The 1,586-nt window shown below is 36.3% G+C and carries 1 protein-coding gene; it reads right to left on the bottom strand.

Going from position 1 to position 1,586, the window contains the following annotated elements:
- Positions 1-415: 415 nt before the first annotated feature.
- The gene (locus tag GNF10_RS36765) at positions 416-1,318 is read right to left on the bottom strand and encodes an NF038130 family PEP-CTERM protein (RefSeq protein WP_185582055.1); all 903 of its coding nucleotides are present in this window, start codon (positions 1,316-1,318) and stop codon (positions 416-418) included.
- Between the last annotated feature and the right edge of the window lie 268 nt (positions 1,319-1,586).

The raw sequence follows: 1,586 nt of genomic DNA, 5'->3' as shown, positions 1-1,586 counted from the left end.
ACTTAATAGTAGTACGATCAAATATAACATTAATCAATTATTAAGCTTTTCTTTACGAGTTTTTTACAATTTATAGTATTAAATAAAAGACTGATTTTAAAAAGTCAAGTTACCAATTTTTATGAGTGAAATTACTTAGGTAATACCGAAATCAATAATATGCTACTTGCCATTCAGAGAACAGGTTTTATCTGGATTTGAGGGTAAAGTAATACAAATGTACGAAATAGCTGTTATAAATACGTTGGTAAGGATATAAATATATAGACTCTTACAAACAATTCATTGTTTTTAAATTTTATTAAAAATATATAACTTAGATAATCAAATTATCTTATCCCTGGAAGAAAGTATTCATAAAAAAGGGAGCTAAACAGCTCCTTTTTTTATTTGTAGTATTAAACTTGCAATCTTCTTAAATAGATGCTTTTTTCAATTTGCGTTGTGTAGCAAAGACACCAGCCACACCCAATAGACCAAGCATGACTGATGGTTCTGGGACTGCTGCGGGAGGTACACCCTTGATGGTGACTTCATAATTACCACTGTGAGACTTGCCATCAGCACCCAACCCCAAATTGTTGCTTAGTCCGCTTGCTGTAGCAGAAAAGCTGTAAAGTAAATTAGTCTTGCCATTGTATGTAACTTTAACAACTTCACTAGCTTGGAATCCATCTTTGAGTAAATTACTAAAACTTGCTGACAGAGGTGTATAGTAATCTTTTAAATTGTAATGACCCGCTAACCCAATTTTAATATCGCCAGTGGTGTCATTTTGATTAACGTAAGAGATATTAGGATCGCTGGAGCGTTGGAAACCATTGATGCCTAAAAATGCAGTAAAAGCTTGACTACGAGGGATAAAACTTGCTTCTAGACCAGCTGCATCATAAAATTGGTTAAACCAAGTATTTGCAAAGTTATTTACCCCATAGCTTGTACTCAATCCTGACCCTGTACTAAACCAATCTGTTGCTGTCAGGCTACTTAAGATAATACTTTGGCCACCAATTTGCCCCGTCAAGGTAGTGTTTTTGTTGAAATCAAAACCTGCTGCCTCACTACTAGCTCGTAACTCTACGTTTCCAGTGGGGCTGGCAGCGTCACCACTTAGAACTTTTTGTACATCATTTGCGCTAGGATTTTCTACTCTGAAGGTATTTTTAGCATCGGAATCGTAGACTAAATAATCACTGGCTGCTGTTCCACCAATAGTAGCGCCGGTGAGGGTTCCAGCTTGTGCTGGTACAGTAGCGATCGCGCTCACACCAATAGCCATTGAAGCGCCAATTACAAGTTTCTGAAAAGTCATTTTCATTGTTTTCAAGTCTCTGTCAGTTTGGAAATTAAGTTTTAAACTATTGCCATTTATAGGCTTGGGCTGTCTTGACTACAGGCTTTTGGCAATACGGCAGCTTAAAAACGCCACCTGCATTGTTAGCCATCTTTGGTAGCTGAACGTACAAACCCACTTTAAGAGACGGGGAGACCTGATTGGGTAAAGTTCCTTCCGATTATCAATAAAAATATGAATAATATTTCTAGGTTCTTATACGTTTAATTACTTAGTTTTCTCAATATTATTA

Source organism: Nostoc sp. UCD121 (assembly GCF_014222285.1).
In the GTDB taxonomy this organism is placed as follows: Bacteria; Cyanobacteriota; Cyanobacteriia; order Cyanobacteriales; family Nostocaceae; genus Nostoc.
Note: the sequence above shows the minus strand (reverse complement) of the source record. Positions and strands in the feature narration are given on the sequence as shown.